The organism is Novosphingobium sp. GW835-FHT14H07 (assembly GCF_058793515.1).
The window spans coordinates 1-16091 of record NZ_JBXAFX010000026.1; the positions used below are offsets into that span (position 1 = coordinate 1).

Consider the following 16091-nt stretch of genomic DNA (forward strand, 5'->3'; position numbering starts at 1 on the left):
TACGCCCTCCGCCGATCCCGACACACCGTATTCTCATCTTGATTGTCGCGCTTTCTCACCCTGATCGTCGCGCGACATGAAGCGGCTCACCAGCAATGGGAACAGGTCGCCGATGCCCTGCGCGAGAAGTTCCCGAAGCTGGCCGACATGATGGCCGGATCGCGCGAGGACGTGCTTGCCTACATGACCTTCCCGAAGGAGCACTGGGCGCAGATCGCTTCGACCAACCCGCTGGAAAGGGTGAACAAGGAGATTAAGCGAAGGGCCGATGTCATCGGGATCTTTCCGAATGACGCCGCCGTCGTCCGCCTCGTCGGAGCACTCATGCTGGAACAGAATGATGAGTGGGCGGTGTCACGCCGTTACATGACGCTGGAAACCCTCGGCTCGGTGAGCCATAACCCCATTGTCAGCCTGCCAGCTCTGGCTGCCTGACCCGAACCTGATCCTACTGCGGATCGACGGTTCCTACACCACCCCGTGGGACACGACCCATCGAGACGATCCTGATAAGGACCGATCCGCGGCAGCGGCTGGACTTTGCGCTGATAGTTGAACGCCGCCTCCGGCGACCGGATCGCTTTGCGGACGACCTTCCGCGACAAACGAAGGTCACGAGCGATCGCCTTGATCGCCTTACCCGCTGCATGCTCACGCCGAATCCGAACCACTGTCTCCACGATCAACATCCCGTTCTCGCCAACTGATCAAAACCAGTCGGCCGACTAAATCCCCGGGATGAAGGGGTCCTTTTTGCACGCCGATCACCCCACGAAGGGGGTGCCTATTGCACGCTGATCCTCAGTTCGTACCGATCAAATCGCCAGAGCAGCAGGCGGCGTTGTCAATGCACCGCAGTCGAGATTTGCTCGTCAAGCAGCGCACGCAGTTGGTCAACATGATGCGCGGCATTTTAGCCGAGTTCGGCATCGAGATCCCACAGGGCCTTCATCGCGCACTTGAGATGGCACGCGCGATCGTCGGAGGAGAGGCACCAGACGTACCGTCCGACGCCGTAAAGGTCGTCGCTCGGCTTTCGCAGCAAGCGCTGGACGCTCATGCCCAGCTTCGAGAAATCGAGCGCGACTTACTCGCGTGGCAACGCAGGAGTGACCTCGCAACTCGTCTCCTGACAATACCGGGCATCGGCCCTATCGGAGCAACGGCGATAGCAGCATCGGTTACCGATCCGCGCCAGTTTCGCTCTGGTCGCCAGTTCGCCGCCTGGCTGGGCCTGACGCCTCTGCAGAGCTCGAGCGGCGGTAAGGAACGGCTTGGACGCATCACCAAGATGGGCGACAAATATCTTCGCAAATTGCTGGTAGTAGGCATGACATCGATGGTGCGACGAGCGAAGAACAAGCCCCAAGCGGTAGATCCACGCCTCCTCGCGCTGATGGCGCGAAAACCGATGCGAGTGGTGACCGTCGCAATGGCGAACAAGACAGCCCGGATCGCCTGGGCAGTCATGGTGCGTGGCGAGGTCTACAAGGAGCGTCACGTGCCAGCGCTAGCTGCATAGAATGATGAGTTAGCTGAGGAGATCAGCTCAAGGAGTTGTGAGAGCAAAGCGAGATGATGGCGAACCGGTCAGACCGGGAACCGGGACAACCCAGCAAATGACGAAGGCGCTATAGCCTGCAAAGCAGTGTGGGACCCAGTTCGCGGATACCATCAGGGCCAGCAGTCTTTCTGACGACTGCACAAACAGGCCGGACAGAAGTCTGCACCCGACCAACTGCCAGATTTTCAATTTTGTGCTTGCAACGCGGGAGCCATCCACAGAGGTCACTTTGATGTGTGGCGAGGAACGACCGCCGGGTCTGGGGCGGCAGCTGCTGGTGCGGTGCTTACCTCGCCAAATCCATACGACGCTTGCGCCAGCTGAGCCTTCTCGATAACCTTATTCGGCGGTACTCAAGCCATGCCGAAAGGTGTGGTTATGAAATTCTACCTCATCGCAGCGCTCATCGCGCTCAGCAGCCAAGCGGCAGGCCAAGAGGCCAAGCTTGAAGACTTCTCGAGCAGCACACCCCCAGAATTCTCGGTCCTGGTGCCCGGAGTGCCTGTCAAACCCCCGACCGGGCAGCCGGAGGCCAAGCAGCCCGTTCCCGGGGGTGAAGGGACTGCCTTTGCGGAAGAGGCGATCACCCCTGTGAGTCCCACGCCCCCATTGTTCTACATCCCGTCCTGGATGAGACGCGGAAACTCTGCCGTCATTCCCACGCTGGTGAATGCATCAAGACTCGGGTCAGATCCCGATTGCCTCTCTGGAGGATACTTCCCGCGCCATGACCTGTCCGAGGTGGCACAATCGCGACGCCGTCTCTATTTCCGCCACGTCGCTGCAGCCGCTTGCGAAGCCGGCGTTCCTGTGCGGCTGTTTGACGCGCTCGTTGCTCATGAAAGCCGCTACCAGCCCTTTGCGCGCAGTCCTGCCGGGGCCATGGGCATGGCGCAGCTGATGCCGGGGACTGCAAGTTATCTTGGCGTTTCAGATCCTTGGGACCCTGTCGAAAACCTCCGCGGGGGAGCGCGTTACCTGCGTGAGCAGCTCGATCGCTATGGCTCGTGGCATCTTGCTTTGGCTGCGTACAATGCCGGTCCGGGCAACGTCGACAAGCATGGCGGAGTTCCGCCCTTTGCTGAAACGCGCAGCTATGTCCGCAGCATACTTGCATCGCTCAGCGGAAGCACTGCCGCGCCAGTCTCGCTTGCCCGGCGAGGAGCGGACAACCCCTTCAGGTCGGTCAGCCTTCTCGCGTTCGCTGGACGGTCAGATGTCCCAGAAAACTGAAAAACCTATGCAAGAGGCATAGTAGAGGCTGATAGCCAGGATCACCGGTGTGCCGGTGAGATAGTTGGCTTGCCAGCGCAGCCAGAGCTTCGGGAGCAACAATGCCTTGTCGAGTGTGCTTGTGCGCGCGGGAGCCCATCGGCCAATTCGCCAGTCATTCAGGGTCACGATTGTCGAAAGTGCGGCGCAGATCAGCGCCATGATGCCGACCGCGATATAGAGCGATGTCCAGGCAATGAGCGCTTCTTGCTTCACCGGCAGACTGTCCCTGATCCTGGAGGCGATTGCTCCGCAACGCCAGCTTGGCGGCGAACATATGCCAAGCTGCGTGTTCATATCATCAATGGATCAGCGGCGCTTCTACTAAGCGTGCGTGCTTGGCTGACGCTGCAATTCGCTTGCTCAGCCGAATGAGCGGTCAAACAGCGCAGGGTCGTGCCGCCGTGCTTCCAGCGCTGTATGGTGCCTGGCTATAGCGCTCGAGGTGCGCTGCGCGATGCCGTGGCATAGGGCTTCGCGGATGGGCTCAAAAGTCCCATCGCACGCGGCCATCTCCTCGCTGAGCTGAAGCGCGAGGGCAATGGCAAGGTGGGCAGAGGTTTCGCAGCAGGGGTCTTCATAGGACTCTGGGCTGACAAAGCAGTGGACGGCGATCGCTGCTCTGACGGGATCGATGCCAAGCCTTTCGTTGATCCGGTTAAACTCGGCTGTCGACATACTGCCATCAGCGATGCGCTCGAACAGACCGCTGCGGTGGCTGCTCTTGATGATCCCCTCGTCGACAAGCCTACGAAGACTGATCCCCTGCCGGTTCATCTGGTACTTGATCAAATCGGCGTACTCAGCTTGCAGCCTATGACAGCTCTTGCGCTCGTTTGGGTTCGCCCCCTGACCCATCCTTGCCTCCGTCAATTCTCCCTATGCAACTGCATGATGTGAATTCTAAAATGCGGCTTTGGCAAGAGAAATTTGGCGCAGACTGATGGCGAGGGCGCAGAAGATCACCGTCTCACGCACACCGCACTGGTCTCCCGTGACTTCTCCGAGGCGGGCCTTGAGGGTGTCAAATTCGGCATTCAGAGCGCCGCTTAATCTGAGATAGATCCTTACCCGCCCATCGCAGGGCCGGTGCCGGTTGAATGCGGCGAGCAACTCCCGATTGGAAAGATCTGGAGCGCGAATCACATCTGTGATCACATCTCTAAGGCGCTGAAACTTCGACCGTTCTATTGTCAGCCATTTGATGGCGTCCGCAATGATCACAAAAGCATCCCGACTCACCAGCAGTTCGTGGACGACCTCTTTTCCGCTGGCCATTGCGTTTCCTCCCGCCATTGTTCGCTACTGATCGGGGCCCCTTGGCGTCGGTTCCTTATCGCCTCGCCGAGCGGCTGCAACGATTCGGACCGGTGGTATGAAAAACAGACCCACGTGGTCATGGATTCATGACCAGGGTGGCGTGCTGGTGATACCACGTGGTCCTGAATCCATGACCACGTGGTCCTAAAAATCGAGCCACCCGGTATCAAAAATCGGACCACCTGGCATCAAAAACAGTGATTCGCGGACTTCTCCGACTTCGCTCTACACAACAGTGATTGAGAAAACCTTTCGGCTCCGGCCCCTTTGGTGACGACGCACCGCGTCATTTGGTCAACCAGAAGGGGAAGACAATGAAGGTCCATGATCTCAAAGAGGCAGGGGGGACGTTCGCCGTCGCCCTTGCTGTCGCCGCCGCCATGAGCGTCTTCGGTATCGAAGCTGCCATGGCCGGCACGGACGCCACGTTCAATACGGCGCTCACGCGGTTCACCGGCTTCCTTCAGGGGTCGGGCGGACGGATCATCACGGTGCTTTCGCTCGCCGGCGGCATCGTTGCCATGGCCAGCGGGCGTTTCTCGCTCGGCCAGGTCGCGATCCCCGTCGGCGTCGGCGTGGGCGCTGGCACCGGCGTGCCGATCGTCACTTCCACGGTCACAGCGACGATCTGAGCGAAAGCACAGGTCATCGCGAACGGGGGGCGCTGCTCCATTACCGGCATGGGAATGGCAGCAAACCTTTCTGGCGGAGACGATCTTTGGACAAGTATTCCATCCCAAAGCATCTCGACGATCCCGAACTGATCGGGTTCTGGTCGCTTGATGAATTCCTCGTGCTCGTGATCCCATTCACCTGGGGAATTCTGGCGCAGCATGTTGTCATAGGCCTGCTTCTGGCCGTTGCTGCATGGCTTGGGTACCGCAAACTCAAAGCTGGGCGCTCGATGTATTGGGTCCTGCATTTTGCCTATTGGCATTTGCCGGGTGAATTCTTCGGTCTGAAGGTCGCTCCGCCTTCCCACTTGCGTGTGATGGCGGGCTGACATGGAACTTTCATTCGCACACGAGGCGTCGCAGCGGACCCTCAAGCAGCGCAACATTCTGGCTCTGGCCTGCATCATTCTGGGCGCCCTGGTGCTGGTGATGTTCGTCGCGGCAACGACGCGGGACCGGGAGGTTGTCCTTCAGCCGATCCTTCCCAGCGAAATGGTGCTGAGCTCAGCGGCGGTCAGCCCCGAATATCTCGAGGCGGTGACCCGCGACACGGCACAGCTCGCGCTCAATCGGTCACCTGAGAACCTGCAGTACTGGCTCGACGGGCTCATTGCGATTGCCGCGCCCGAGGCGCGCGGTCCGCTCAAGGCCAACCTTCTCAAGATCATCGATGAGCAACAGGACTCGCAGGTCACCCAGTTCATCACGATCGACTGGATCCGCACGGACCCCGAGAATCTGACCAGTCAGGTCGGCGGCGTGCTCCATACGATCGTCGGATCGCGCGACGTTCGCCGCGAACACAAGATCTTCGAATTCCATTGGCAGCACACCGGCGTCTCGCTCCGCCTCAAGGGCTTTGGCGTGGTCGTCAAGAAGGAGCAGGAACAATGAACCCGATTGTGCCTTCGCTGCTGATTGCAACCGGCAGCATCCTCGCTTCCCGCATTGACTGCCATCTCTTGCGCCTGTGCGGGGTCGTACTGGTCGGCGGCGCGCTTGCTCTGACCGCCGTTCCGGCTCTCGCCGACGAGCATATTCTAGCAGCCGACAATGGCGAGGTGCGCTGCCAGGCGTCGAAGTCGGACCTTACCCGCATTTCGCTGAAGGATGACCAGTTCGTCTCGGTCTCGCGTGTCCAGGCGGGTGTTCCGCAGGAAGACTTCTCGATCGTGCACGAGCCGACCCGCGGCGACATCTATCTTTCCGTTCCGGACGGTTATTCCAAGCGCAAGATTTCGTTCTTCGGGACGACGCGCCGTGGCTTCGTCTACAAGTTCGACTGCGAGGTATCGGGTGAAGCGGCGCTGCAGGTCTTCGTCGCCAATGCGGATCTCGAAAACCCTCAGGGTGCGCCGCAGTCGCTCGAGGCCTCTGCAACCCTCGATGATCGTGCGGTCTCGCTGGTCCGGGCCATGTTCGAGCAGCGCCGCGTTGCGGGTTTCGAGATCAGCGATGCTGCCCGTGCCCCGGTCAATGTCGGCGACCTCAAGGTCCAGCTGGTCAGCGAATATCGCAGCCCGACCATGACCGGGAAAGTCCTGCGCATCGAGAACAAAGGCTCCGAGCCGATGACGCTCAAGGAAGAGATCATCGCCGGAGACGGCGCCATCGCGGTCAGCATTTCCAATCCCAACCTCGCCAGCGGCCAGGCCACCGCCGCTTACGTCGTCGTACCGTCAGGAGGGTAAGTCAGATGGATTTCCTCAAGCGCAAACCCAAGGACCTCGATGCCAGCGAGGCTGAGGAACATGACACCCTCGATGCGAGTGGTGCCATTGCAGAGAACTCACTGGTCCAGAAGCGGCAGAAGATGCTGATGTTCGGTCTTGCCGGCGTGATCGCGGTGGCTGGGGCCATGTATGTTCTCGATACCGAGGAGACCATCGAAGAGGCGACGGAGAAGGGGGCCAAGACAACTGTCTCGACTGATGCACTTCTGAACCGGCAGCGCGTCGATCAGGAATGGGTCGCGATGTACGAGGGCGAGATGAACTCGACCGACGTGCGTCTCAAGGGCCTTGAGGCGCAGGGCGCGCAGTTCGCCCAGATGCAATCCGAGATCGAGGCGCTGCGCGGCGAAAATGCGGCCATGGCGCGCGATGGCCAGCGTGTCCTGGAAGCCTACGAGCGCGAGAACGAGCAACTGCGCCAGCAAGTCCAGAGGGGCAACGCGCGGCCGACAGCGCCAGGACCTGTCGCGGCGGCCCGCGAGATGGGCGTGCCGGCGTCACCAGAGGCCGGAGCGGCAGAAGCCCCGCCCGTGCGCCGCGGGAGCGACGTCCAGATGGTCTCGTTCACGTCAGCAAGCGGGACGGCATCGCGTATCGACCCGACAAAGTCGCCCGCCGTCTATACGGACTCGCCCAACTATCTGCCCCCGAATTCGATTGCCAAGGCAACGGTGGTGGTCGGCGTCGATGCCACGACCAATACGCGCAGCCAGAGCGATCCGCTCCCCGTCCTGCTCCGGATCACCGGGCCAGCGCGCTCGGTCTACGGTGATGGGAAGCTCCTCGCGACCCGGGTGCAGGGGTGCATGGTCAACGGCGCAGCCTACGGGGACCTCTCCTCGGAGAAGGTCTATGTGAAGCTCCAGCGCATGACCTGCGCGCAGCCGGGCGGCCGCTTTGCGGTATCGGAGGTCAAGGGGTTCATCGCGTTCGGCGGCAAAGTGGGCGTGCGCGGTCGCGTGGTTAGCCGCGAGGGCTCGCTGACCACCCAGGCTTTTCTGGCAGGTCTCGTGAGCGGCGTCGGCAACGCGCTCAGTGAAGGGTTCAATCAGCCGATCATCGCGGGCGAGGGCCGACGGACCCCCGGCGCTGGCGAAATCGGGCTGCGTGCCCTGGGCGGCGGCGGACAGCAGGCCGGCACCACGGTCTCGGAATATCTCATCGAGCGCGCCGAGCAGTATCAGCCGGTTGTCGAGATGCCCACCGGGGCGGCGGTCGAGGTGGTCTTCCTCGACGGCACCTTCATCAGAAACTGAGGGGACCACCATGGAGCGTAAATGGAAGACATGGCAGATCGCGGCAGCCGGAGGTCTGGCAGCCAGTGGCCTAGCCGCTATCGCGGCCGTTGCTCATGCCTCGGCAGCGAGTGACCCCGCTTCGATCCAGGCAGCGCTGACCAAGCGCCTGCCAAAGACCGAGATCACATCAATCGACTGCAAGTCCATCGACGGCGTCTGCGAGATTCAGGCCCGCCAGAACCTGTTCTACATCGACCATAGCGCGCGCTACCTGATTATCGGGCGCGTCTACGACATGGAGACCAAACAGGACCTCACGGCTGCCCGTCTCCTCCAGATGAACCCTGACATGCTTGTCGGCGGTGCCGGTGCAAGCGATGAGCCCGAGGCCAAGCCGCAGGCAGGCGCTACTGGTTCGCCGTCAGCAGCAACCGATGCCCGGATTGATCCGGCAGCCCTTGCGACCTTGCCGAAGAACGGCAGCATCGTGATGGGCCGTGGAACCAGGACCATAACGGTCTTCAGCGACTTTCGCTGCGGCTACTGCAAGCGGCTTCACGAGACGCTGGGGACCCTCAATGTCAAGGTGATCGAGCGCCCGATCTCGGTGCTCGGCACAAGGCCAATCTCGGAGGCCGTGATCTGCGCACCCGACCGGCGCCGGGCAGTAACCCAGGCGTACGAGGGCGGGGCGGTCACATCTGCAGGATCGTGTGACACCAGCGGGCTCGATGCCAACGAGGCCTTCGCAAGGCAGCACGGCTTCAGCGGGACGCCGGTCATCGTCCGCGAAGATGGCGCGGTTCTCCACGGCTACCGCCCGCGCGACTTTCTGCTCAGCTGGATCGAAGGAAAGGCATCATGATGCACAGAAATCTGCGTTCGCAAGCTGCCATGGTCGCTGCGGTCCTCGGGGGCCTGCTGTCGGGTTGCTCGACGCTTGGGACTAATGTCAGCGCGAACTTCCGCTGCAATGCGCCCGACGGAATCTGCGCCCCATCGTCCGTGATCGACGATACTGCGCTTGCCCGGATCGAAGAGACCAGCTCGACCGACCTTCTCAATCCCGCCGGACCCTACCGGATGGATGACGGGATCGATGCACCTGTCCACGACACGCATTTGGCAAGTGCAGCACCTGTGGCGCGCAGCGCCCCGCGCTATCAACTCTCTGTCGTCTTCCCCGGTTTCACCGATGCCAGCGGCACGACGCATGCGCGCCGGGTCGTGAGCACCGAAGCACTGCTTCCCGGACGCGGGGACGCGATGGAACAGATTGCTCAGCGGGGTCCGAAGGTTGCGCGCAGTCGCGGTCTTCTTGCCGCAGCAGAAAGCGCTCCGCCTTTGCTCGCGGCGTTGCCGGAGGGGAGCGACGCAAAGGCCGATCCTCGCAAGGGCGCGGCCGGGACTGAGGTCGCCACGGCCGACGCGAAGAATCCGATCGCCGAAATTCAGGCGGAGGTTGCGCAGCGGCTTTCTGCCAAGGGATCCCGCGCCCGGCCCAAGCCTGCCGCTTTCAGCGGCGTCGTGGAGTAAGGCGCGATGTTGGGCTCGCTCGTCGATCTCGTTGTGGGAGACAGCCGCAAGCCGGAGCGCAGCGCCCGCGCGCCTGATGTGCCGATGCTGTCGCATTTTCTCGGCTATCGCTCCTTCGACGAGGAGAAGCGCATCTTCCACCAGGTCCGTTCGAAGGGCTTCATTCTTGAGCTTGCACCGCTCGTGGGTGCGAATGACCGGGTCAGCGAGATCATCGGCACGATCTTCTCCGATATTCTTCAGCCCGGAACGCGCTTCAGCGTGACAAACTTCTCAAGTCCCAGGGTAGCCGAGATGCTGCAGGCCTGGGCGCTGCCCCGGTTCACGGCTTCGGGCGTCTTCCGGACACTTGCGCGCCACCGCCTCGACAAACTGCTCGCCGGTGCCTGGTCAACGCTCGCGAGCGATGGACCATTTTTCGTGCGCAATTTCCGTGTCGTTATGTCGGTGGGCATCGGGCAAGGGTCCAGTCTCACCAATGATGACCTCGTCACGATGCGCGACGGGATCATTTCGGCGCTGGAATCGATCAACGTTCCGGTCCGGCAGTTCGCGCCAATCGATCTCATCCGCCTGTTCGACGAAATTCTCGCGCCATCGAATGGCGCAGGAGACGAGGTCCCTGACTACAACAGGTTTGATCCGATCAACGAACAATGTGTCCGGCGCGACCTGGTGACGCATGTCGAGAAGGACCGCCTTGTCCTCCATGCTCAATCGCTGCGGCCGACCGGCGCAGTCGCATCGGGTGTCCCCGAACTGAAGGACTTTGTGCCCGAGCGGTTCGACGTCCGTACCATGGCGGTGCGAGGATTCCCTGATCGCTGGGCACCTTGGGATACCCAGAAGATCATCGGCGACATCTTCAATCCCAAGCTCAGTCTTCCCTGCCCGGTGCTTCAGACGGTCTGCGGGATCATCCCGGGCCCGGAATCCTCGGAGGCAAGGGCAGGATACAAGTTCGCGCGAACGACATCGCTGGCCGATGGCAAGGGCGTCAAGCTCGTTCCCAAGTTACGCACCGAAGCCGCCGAATGGCAGTTCGTGGCCGATAGGGTCAAGCAGGGCGAGAAGCTGGTCTCCTGCTACTATGCCGTCTCGATCATTGCACCCAAGGGCCGGGGCGAGCCCTGCGAGCGCACGCTGAAAGCGCTCTACAAGGCCACGGGATGGGACCTGATCGACGAGACCCATATCCAGTTGCCCGCCTTTATGGCGCACTTCCCGCTGCTGCTTGCCGACGGGCTCGACCATGATCTGAAGCGCATGAAGCGCCTGCGGACGATGCGCTCGGCCAATGTTGCAGCGATCGCGCCGATCCAGGGAGAGTATGTCGGGGGGAATATTCCGCATCTGCTGTTCATTGGCAGGCGCGGTCAACCGCAGTTCTGGTCGCCGTTCCAGAATACTGCCGGCAATCACAATGTTGCGATTGCAGGCAAGTCCGGTTCGGGCAAATCGGTTCTCCTCCAGGATCTGACAGCGAGCTTTGCAGGGGTTGGAGCCAAGACCATCGTGATCGACGATGGCCGCAGCTTCGAGCATATGGCCAAGGCTCTTGGCGGCACGTTCACCGAGTTCAAGCTGTCCTCGGGCATCTCGATCAACCCGTTCCGGATGATCGATGAGCATCTTGCGCGCGAGGACGATGACTATCTGGTCGACTGCCTCGCGATGCTCAAATCGATCATCGCCCAGATGGCGCGCAACGAGACCCGGCTGAACGACACCGAACGGGGGCTTATCGACCAGGCGGTCAACCTCGTCTGGGAGGAGCATGGTCGTGACGGGACTGTCGACCAGGTGATCGCGGCGCTCGGGGAGGCCCGGCACCCGTGTGCTTATGATCTGGCTACCTCGCTCCTGCCGTTCGCGGCCAAGGGCACTTTTGGCCGCTTCTTTCTGGGCGATGCCAATCTTGACCTGTCTGCTGATCTGACGGTTTTCGAGCTCTCTGATCTTGCGACCCGCGAGGAGCTGCGCGGCGTTGTTCTCACGTCGATCATGTTCATCGCCTCGCAGGTCATGCGCCGGATGGATCGCGCCACACCGAAGCCTTTGATCATCGATGAGGCCTGGCAGATGCTCAAGGGCGGGGCGATGGCCGACTTCGTCGAGACCTATTCGCGCACGTGCCGCAAGTACGGCGGCGCGCTGATTACGGCCACCCAGTCGATCCACGATTACTACAAGTCGGAAGGCTCGCGGGCCGCGCTCGAAAACTCTGACTGGTTCCTGATCCTCCAGCAGAAGGGCGAGACCATCTCGGACTTCCGCAACTCGGATCGCTTCGAGATGGACAACCTCACCGAGGCGCTGCTGCGCTCGCTGAAGCGCAATGGCACCGATTATTCGGATATCTTCATCCGCGGGCCCGATACCGAAAGCATCGGACGGCTCGTCCTCGACCGCTATTCAGCAGCACTCTACTCATCGAGCCCTGACGTTTTCGCGCGCATCGAGGCTTACATCGAGCGTGGGCTGCCGATGCACGACGCGATCGAGGCCGTCGCATTTCCCGAAGGCTACCAGCAGGCGGAGGCGGCAGAATGATCGCGTTGCCTCGTTCCCGGCAGAGGGCGGATCTTGTCCAGCGCGGCCAGGACGCGCTGTTTGTGGCCCTGCGCCTCGCAGGGTGGGGCGCGACGACCTTGCTCGCGGCGCTTGGTACGGGGCTGCTCGTGTTCGTTGCGCTGGGCAGTTTCACCTTTGCAGGGCTGATGCTGCAGCTCGGCAACCTTGCATCGCGGTTCGCAGCAGCGGGCCCTGCCAGACAGAGTGAATTCGAGGCCCTCGTGCTGGCCATCTTCGCGACTGTCGTGGCGCTCACCGCCTTTTTCCGCCGCGCGAGCCTTCGCGCTGCCCTTACCGTGCCTCTTGTTACTGGGGGAGAGGATCAATGAGAGATCTGTTCGATGAGCTGCCACCGGCCCACGTGGCTGTCACGACAGCGGCGCGAAAGCCGACCGGAACGCTCATGCGACGCCGTTTTGCCGGCATGTCGACGCGGGAACTGGTCTTGCTTGTAGCCGGCATCGCCATGTTCATCTGGGGCACCTGGGTGACACGGAACATCGCAGCTTCGTCGGACTCGAGGCAGGAGTTCGTCCAGCTGCAACTTCAGGGGATCATCGGCGAATATCTGCAGGCGCAGTCCCGTTCGAGCGCGGACGAAACGACGGCTGCACGCGAGACGGCTGTCTTCATGGCGGCGCTCGATGAAACTGTCGCCAGCCTCTCCAAGAGCGGCAAAGTCGTGCTGGTTCACGAGGCCATCGTTGGCGGCAATGTGCCGGACGTGACGCAAAGCGTGAAGGCGGCCGTCTATGCCAAGGTCCCGCGGCCGACGCCCGCTCAAGCGATGCAAGGCATGGGATCGGGCGTGAGACCAAAGGGCTCCGCTGCAAATGCGGCTCGCGTCGAATCCGAGATGCAGGCCTTCATGGCCGCGAATGGCGGAGGGCAGGGTGGTGGAGCGCGCTGATCCCAAGGGCCTTTCGCTCGCACAGAAGCTCGCGGTCATCGCCGTGCTGAGCTCCCTCGCGATGGGATTCAGCGCGCTGGCCCGGTGGAGCGGAACGCACGCCCTCATGGTCAATGCTTCGGACTCGCTTCCGAACTGGGCCTTCCTGGTAGAGAGCGGCCGCTTCCCGAATCGCGGTGACTACGTGATTTTTCATCCGGGCCACGACCGGGTGACGACCAAGTACTTCGGCACCAACCCGCCTCCCTTTGCGAAGATCGCGGTCGGTTTGCCGGGAGACGTCGTGACGCGGCGGGGCGCAGACGTTCTGGTCAATGGTCAGCAGGTTGCATCGCTGAAGCCTGTGACCAAGCGCGGCGACGCGCTCGAGAAAGGCCCTCTGGGCATAGTGCCAAAGGGCTGCATCTTTGCAGCGACCTCGCACAAGGACGGGTTCGACAGTCGCTACGCGCATATCGGCTTTGTCTGCCGCGACCGTCTGGTTGGCACCGGAAGGGCAATCCTGTGAGGGGCGGGCCTGTGAAGCGCGGAATCCTTCTTGCGCTGCTGGCGCCGTTCGCGATCGGTGCAGGCGTGCCCGTTCCGCCTACGCGCGTGGGCGTCGATCATGGACAAATGGGTCAGACCTGGCCCGTTATCGAGCCTGACCTCCTGGCGGTCATCAAGGCCCGTCTCGATACGGCGCAGGCGAGCGGCAAGATCGATGCGCTGAACCGCCAGTTTGCCGAGAAGGTCAAGCAGCGGGTCATGCAGCCGGTGGCTGTTGTCGGAATGAGCCCTGCGGGTGAGACCCGCAGCTGGGAGTTTGATCCTGCCATCGTGGTCGAGAACGACATTCGCGACGATCACGGCAATCTCATTGCTGTCGCAGGTCAGCGCGTCAATCCGCTGAGCTATACGGGTCTTTCGAAGAAGCTCGTCTTCATCAATGGCAACGATCCGGCAGAGCTCGCCTGGGCCATGCAGCGGGGAGGCGATGAAGCGGCCAAGATCATCTTCGTCGACGGCTCGCCGTTCACCCAGATGCAAACGCATCGCCGGCGCTTCTACTTCGACCAGGATGGGCGCCTGATAACGCATTTCGGTATCCGCCACACGCCGGCCGTGGTCGAGCGCAAGGGTGATCTGCTGCAGGTCACCGAGCATGTCATCCGCCGCAAGGGGCAGCCGACATGACCGGGTGGCGCGATCTTTTGCCGGTGCCGCTTGCTGCCCCCGAAACCCCGATGCTGCGCGGTGCCCGCGTTCGAGTGATCATGGGCTGCGCGGTGCTCGCCGCAACAGTGCTCTTCTTTGGCGAACTGCGCACGCTGGCACGACCCCTGGCGCTTCCCTGGCTGGGCGCCATCGTCACCTTTGTCATTGTTCAGGGTTGGCTTTGGCTGAAGGCCAAAAATGCGGCCGACGATGCCTGGCTCATGCAGGGCAGGGAGGACCAAGATGCTACTTAGGCTTCTGGCTCCCATCGTTGCTCTGCTGGTAATGGCACTGGCGATGCCGGCAGCGGCTCAAGGTCTTCCGACCGGGCCAGGCCGGTGCTCGGGCAGCTTCGTCAATCCTGTCACCGATGTGTGCTGGGGATGCATGTTCCCGCTCTCGCTCGGCTCGCTCAAGATCTGGCCGTCCTCCCGGGCCGACACCAAGAATCCTGACCTCCCGATCTGTGCGTGCGGCACACCTGTTCCGCGCATTGGCCTCGCGATGGGTTTCTGGGAGCCGGTGCGGCTCGTCGACGTCACGACAAAGCCCTGGTGCTTCCCCAATCTCGGCGGGATCAAACTCAATCCCGGCTTCTCGATCGGCAGTGGCTATGCCTCCGATTCCTCACAGGTCGGCGGTCAGGCGCAGAACAGCGCCAAGTACCACGTCCATTACTACATCTACCCGCTGCTTTACTGGCTAGAGGTGGTCACGGACTTCCTGTGCCTCGAGGCGAGCTCCTTCGATGTTGCCTATCTGAGTGAGATTGATCCCCTCTGGCAGGATGATGAGCTGACCACTCTGCTCAATCCCGAGGCGGCCCTGTTCACTTCGCCGTTGGCGCAAGCCGCCTGCTCGGCCGATTGCATTTCGGCGAGCGCAAAGTTGCCGATGGATGAACTGTTCTGGTGCTCTGGCTGTCAGGGTCCGATGTACCCGATGAACGGCAACATCGGCGCGAACGTTGGCATGAAGCAATCTGCCCGGCTCGCAGCCGAGCGGATGATCTACAAGATGCACCGGCAGGGCCTGGCCTGGGGCACCAGCGGTCCGAAGGCGCTGTGCTCCAAGTACCTCATGCCGATCCTCAAGAAGAGCCAGTACCGCCTGCAGCAGGTGAACCCAACCGCAATGGTGAGCGGACGCGAGGCCTGTTCGCCCATCGGGGCCACAACGCTCCTGCCCAAGGCGGGGCAGGTCTACCCTGTGAAGGGTGAAGACGTGGGCTTCCTTGTCTGGCGCAAGCGCAACTGCTGCGTCCTTTAGCCGGGAGAGAGATAGTGAACCGCACGCTCGCTTTCTGTCTTACAGGTGTCGGTCTTGCAGGCTTTGCGGTGGCGGTCTTCGCCCAGACCGTTGAAGGTCTCGATATTCAGGCTATCGAGGCGCGCGGGCACGCAGTGCAGGCCGATGCGCAAGAACTGTTCGATTTCGCCACCGCGAGGAGCGAAGCGCATCGCAGTGAGGCGCAAGGTGTCGTCGATGCAGCCAAGGCTTCCGTGCAGGATCTCGATGTATCGGACATGGGCGGGGTCAAGGGCCCCATTGATTTCGACGCGATCGTAACCGGCGCAAAGGCCGGCAATGTTCAGCCGCAGGGCGCGCCGCTTTTCATTGCCTTTGCCAGCCTGTCGATGCCGGAGGACGCGCTCGCCCGGCTTATTGCGGACACGACCAAGGCTGGGGGCGTCGTGGTTTTCCGCGGCTTTTCCTCCGGCAATCCCCAAGCCTTCATCACGGGTATCCGCAAAGTTGTGGACCAGGCGGGGGCCACCAACGTCGCGATCGACCCGCGGCTGTTCCGCTCGCTCCGTGTCGACCGGGTGCCAACCTTCGTGGCGCTCTCGACGGATTTTGAGCCTTGCGACCAACTCGACTGCGTAACCGCGCCGCCACCCCACGACCGGATCGCGGGCAATGTGAGCGTGGCCTATGTGCTCGAAACTTTTGCTGACGCCAACGGCCCGGGCGCACCGGTGTCTCGGGTCGCGCTCGCGAACATGAGGACGGCGCGGTGAACCCGGTGCGTCTGTCATTTGCTTGTCTTGCGTTGTTCGCGTCCGGGCACCT

At 62.0% G+C, this 16091-nt stretch carries 19 protein-coding genes and 3 pseudogenes; 18 read left to right on the forward strand and 4 right to left on the reverse strand.

The features are described from left to right. Nucleotides 1-78: 78 nt before the first annotated feature. Nucleotides 79-435 (forward strand): annotated as a pseudogene (locus AC1Q5P_RS17605) (transposase); the annotation flags it as partial. A 59-nt stretch (nucleotides 436-494) separates the two neighbouring features. On the opposite strand, the pseudogene AC1Q5P_RS17610 reads toward AC1Q5P_RS17605, so the two are convergent. Next, nucleotides 495-689 (reverse strand): annotated as a pseudogene (locus AC1Q5P_RS17610) (IS21 family transposase); the annotation flags it as partial. Nucleotides 690-802: 113 nt separating this feature from the next. Here AC1Q5P_RS17610 and AC1Q5P_RS17615 point away from each other — a divergent pair. Next, nucleotides 803-1522, forward strand: a pseudogene (locus AC1Q5P_RS17615) (IS110 family RNA-guided transposase); the annotation flags it as partial. Nucleotides 1523-1942: 420 nt separating this feature from the next. Beyond that, nucleotides 1943-2797 carry a lytic transglycosylase domain-containing protein gene (locus tag AC1Q5P_RS17620; protein WP_492519627.1) on the forward strand — a complete coding sequence of 285 codons (855 nt, stop codon included), beginning with the start codon at nucleotides 1943-1945 and terminating at the stop codon, nucleotides 2795-2797. On the opposite strand, the gene AC1Q5P_RS17625 is transcribed toward AC1Q5P_RS17620, so the two are convergent. From AC1Q5P_RS17625 to AC1Q5P_RS17635, 3 genes are all read right to left on the reverse strand, one after another. Further along, nucleotides 2777-3052, reverse strand: a complete 276-nt coding sequence (locus tag AC1Q5P_RS17625; RefSeq protein ID WP_492519628.1) for a hypothetical protein — start codon at nucleotides 3050-3052, stop codon at nucleotides 2777-2779. The two genes, AC1Q5P_RS17620 and AC1Q5P_RS17625, sit on opposite strands and share 21 nt — an antisense overlap. Before the next feature lie 147 nt (nucleotides 3053-3199). After that, on the reverse strand, nucleotides 3200-3694 hold the full coding sequence (locus AC1Q5P_RS17630; RefSeq protein WP_492519629.1) for a hypothetical protein: 495 nt from the start codon (nucleotides 3692-3694) through the stop codon (nucleotides 3200-3202). Nucleotides 3695-3739: 45 nt separating this feature from the next. Then, nucleotides 3740-4114, reverse strand: coding sequence for a hypothetical protein (locus AC1Q5P_RS17635; protein WP_066650715.1), 375 nt, complete (start codon nucleotides 4112-4114; stop codon nucleotides 3740-3742). 422 nt (nucleotides 4115-4536) lie between these two features. On the opposite strand from AC1Q5P_RS17635, the gene AC1Q5P_RS17640 reads away from it, so the two are divergent. The 15 genes from AC1Q5P_RS17640 (at nucleotide 4537) to trbC (ending at nucleotide 16039) form a co-directional block, all read left to right on the forward strand. Further along, nucleotides 4537-4788: a hypothetical protein gene (locus AC1Q5P_RS17640; protein ID WP_231729329.1), complete on the forward strand. Its 252-nt coding sequence runs from the start codon at nucleotides 4537-4539 to the stop codon at nucleotides 4786-4788. An 86-nt stretch (nucleotides 4789-4874) separates the two neighbouring features. Continuing rightward, the gene (traL, locus tag AC1Q5P_RS17645) at nucleotides 4875-5159 is read left to right on the forward strand and encodes a type IV conjugative transfer system protein TraL (RefSeq protein ID WP_039330815.1); all 285 of its coding nucleotides are present in this window, start codon (nucleotides 4875-4877) and stop codon (nucleotides 5157-5159) included. A 1-nt stretch (nucleotide 5160) separates the two neighbouring features. Further along, nucleotides 5161-5724 (forward strand): type IV conjugative transfer system protein TraE, encoded by a 564-nt coding sequence (locus AC1Q5P_RS17650; protein ID WP_292944124.1) that lies wholly within the window; start codon nucleotides 5161-5163, stop codon nucleotides 5722-5724. Then, nucleotides 5721-6521 carry a type-F conjugative transfer system secretin TraK gene (locus tag AC1Q5P_RS17655; protein WP_492519630.1) on the forward strand — a complete coding sequence of 267 codons (801 nt, stop codon included), beginning with the start codon at nucleotides 5721-5723 and terminating at the stop codon, nucleotides 6519-6521. Before AC1Q5P_RS17650 ends, AC1Q5P_RS17655 begins: the two co-directional genes overlap by 4 nt. A 5-nt stretch (nucleotides 6522-6526) precedes the next feature. Next, the gene (locus AC1Q5P_RS17660) at nucleotides 6527-7819 is read left to right on the forward strand and encodes a TraB/VirB10 family protein (RefSeq protein WP_039330809.1); all 1293 of its coding nucleotides are present in this window, start codon (nucleotides 6527-6529) and stop codon (nucleotides 7817-7819) included. A gap of 10 nt (nucleotides 7820-7829) precedes the next feature. After that, nucleotides 7830-8666, forward strand: a complete 837-nt coding sequence (locus AC1Q5P_RS17665; RefSeq protein ID WP_298171459.1) for a DsbC family protein — start codon at nucleotides 7830-7832, stop codon at nucleotides 8664-8666. Beyond that, a complete protein-coding gene (locus AC1Q5P_RS17670; RefSeq protein WP_492519631.1) occupies nucleotides 8663-9337 on the forward strand; it encodes a hypothetical protein in 675 nt (224 codons plus the stop codon). Before AC1Q5P_RS17665 ends, AC1Q5P_RS17670 begins: the two co-directional genes overlap by 4 nt. Nucleotides 9338-9343: 6 nt before the next feature. Further along, entirely contained in the window at nucleotides 9344-11890 is a 2547-nt protein-coding gene (gene traC / locus AC1Q5P_RS17675; RefSeq protein ID WP_066214294.1) for a type IV secretion system protein TraC, read from the forward strand. Beyond that, on the forward strand, nucleotides 11887-12240 hold the full coding sequence (locus AC1Q5P_RS17680; protein WP_066214291.1) for a hypothetical protein: 354 nt from the start codon (nucleotides 11887-11889) through the stop codon (nucleotides 12238-12240). The genes traC and AC1Q5P_RS17680 overlap by 4 nt, the downstream gene beginning before the upstream one ends. After that, nucleotides 12237-12821, forward strand: a complete 585-nt coding sequence (locus AC1Q5P_RS17685) for a TrbI F-type domain-containing protein (RefSeq protein WP_492519632.1) — start codon at nucleotides 12237-12239, stop codon at nucleotides 12819-12821. Before AC1Q5P_RS17680 ends, AC1Q5P_RS17685 begins: the two co-directional genes overlap by 4 nt. Then, nucleotides 12808-13329, forward strand: a complete 522-nt coding sequence (locus AC1Q5P_RS17690; protein WP_237741133.1) for a S26 family signal peptidase — start codon at nucleotides 12808-12810, stop codon at nucleotides 13327-13329. Before AC1Q5P_RS17685 ends, AC1Q5P_RS17690 begins: the two co-directional genes overlap by 14 nt. 11 nt (nucleotides 13330-13340) lie before the next feature. Beyond that, nucleotides 13341-13997: a type-F conjugative transfer system protein TraW gene (gene traW, locus AC1Q5P_RS17695; RefSeq protein ID WP_492519633.1), complete on the forward strand. Its 657-nt coding sequence runs from the start codon at nucleotides 13341-13343 to the stop codon at nucleotides 13995-13997. Continuing rightward, a complete protein-coding gene (locus AC1Q5P_RS17700; protein ID WP_492519634.1) occupies nucleotides 13994-14272 on the forward strand; it encodes a hypothetical protein in 279 nt (92 codons plus the stop codon). Before traW ends, AC1Q5P_RS17700 begins: the two co-directional genes overlap by 4 nt. Beyond that, the gene (gene traU / locus AC1Q5P_RS17705; RefSeq protein ID WP_492519635.1) at nucleotides 14262-15287 is read left to right on the forward strand and encodes a conjugal transfer pilus assembly protein TraU; all 1026 of its coding nucleotides are present in this window, start codon (nucleotides 14262-14264) and stop codon (nucleotides 15285-15287) included. Before AC1Q5P_RS17700 ends, traU begins: the two co-directional genes overlap by 11 nt. Before the next feature lie 14 nt (nucleotides 15288-15301). Further along, nucleotides 15302-16039 (forward strand): type-F conjugative transfer system pilin assembly protein TrbC, encoded by a 738-nt coding sequence (gene trbC, locus AC1Q5P_RS17710; RefSeq protein WP_492519636.1) that lies wholly within the window; start codon nucleotides 15302-15304, stop codon nucleotides 16037-16039. Nucleotides 16040-16091: the final 52 nt, after the last annotated feature.